Here is a 1,179-nt window from a genome sequence, read left to right as displayed (position 1 = left end):
GTAATAGTAGCAACTACACCAGAAGCAACCGTTCTTCCACCTTCTCTGATGGCGAATCTTAATCCTTCTTCCATTGCTATTGGGTGGATTAATTCTACTGTCATTTCGATGTTATCCCCCGGCATTACCATTTCTATTCCTTCCGGCAGATTTACCATTCCTGTTATATCTGTCGTTCTGAAGTAAAATTGTGGTCTGTATCCTGTAAAGAATGGTGTATGTCTTCCACCTTCTTCTTTTGTCAATACATATACTTCTGATTTGAAGTTTGTATGAGGTGTTATTGATCCTGGTTTCGCCAATACTTGTCCTCTTTCTACATCTTCTTTCTTTGTCCCTCTTAATAATGCCCCGATATTATCTCCAGCTTCTCCTGAATCTAATAACTTTCTGAACATTTCTACTCCTGTTACTGTTGTCTTTGTTGTAGGTCTTATTCCTATGATCTCTACTTCTTCTCCAACATTAACTTTTCCTCTTTCTACTCTTCCTGTTACTACTGTTCCTCTTCCTGTTATAGTGAATACATCCTCTATTGGTAATAGGAACGGTAAGTCTACTGGTCTTTCAGGTGTCGGGATATATGAATCTACTGCATTCATTAATTCCATTATTGCATCTACCCATTTTTCTTCTCCGTTTAATGCTCCTAATGACGATCCTTTTATTACCGGTATGTCATCTCCTGGGAATCCGTATTCTGTCAGTAATTCTCTTACTTCCATTTCTACTAATTCTAATAATTCTTCGTCATCTACCATGTCTACTTTGTTTAAGTATACTACGATGTAAGGAACTCCAACCTGTCTTGCAAGCAGGATATGTTCTCTTGTCTGAGGCATTGGACCGTCAGCTGCTGATACTACTAAGATAGCACCATCCATCTGAGCTGCTCCTGTGATCATGTTTTTTACATAATCCGCATGGCCTGGACAATCTACGTGAGCGTAGTGTCTTGCTTCTGTTTCATACTCTATGTGAGCTGTATTTATTGTTATTCCTCTTTCTCTTTCTTCTGGTGCCTGGTCGATATTTTCAAAATCTACTTTTTGTGCTAGTCCTTTATCCGATAATACTTTTGATATTGCTGCTGTTGTTGTTGTTTTCCCGTGATCTACGTGACCAATTGTTCCCACGTTTACGTGTGGTTTGCTTCTTTCGAATTTAGCTTTTGCCATT

The 1,179-nt window shown here is 38.8% G+C and carries 1 protein-coding gene; it reads right to left on the bottom strand.

Annotation, left to right across the window (positions count from 1 at the left end):
* Window positions 1-1,178, bottom strand: a 1,178-nt coding sequence (tuf, locus tag NK213_RS20115) for an elongation factor Tu (RefSeq protein ID WP_253352668.1), incomplete at its 3' end; no start/stop codon positions are given.
* Window position 1,179 lies beyond the last annotated feature (1 nt).

The sequence above is a fragment of the Sebaldella sp. S0638 genome, assembly GCF_024158605.1.
Classification (GTDB): domain Bacteria; phylum Fusobacteriota; class Fusobacteriia; order Fusobacteriales; family Leptotrichiaceae; genus Sebaldella.
Note: the sequence above shows the minus strand (reverse complement) of the source record. Positions and strands in the feature narration are given on the sequence as shown.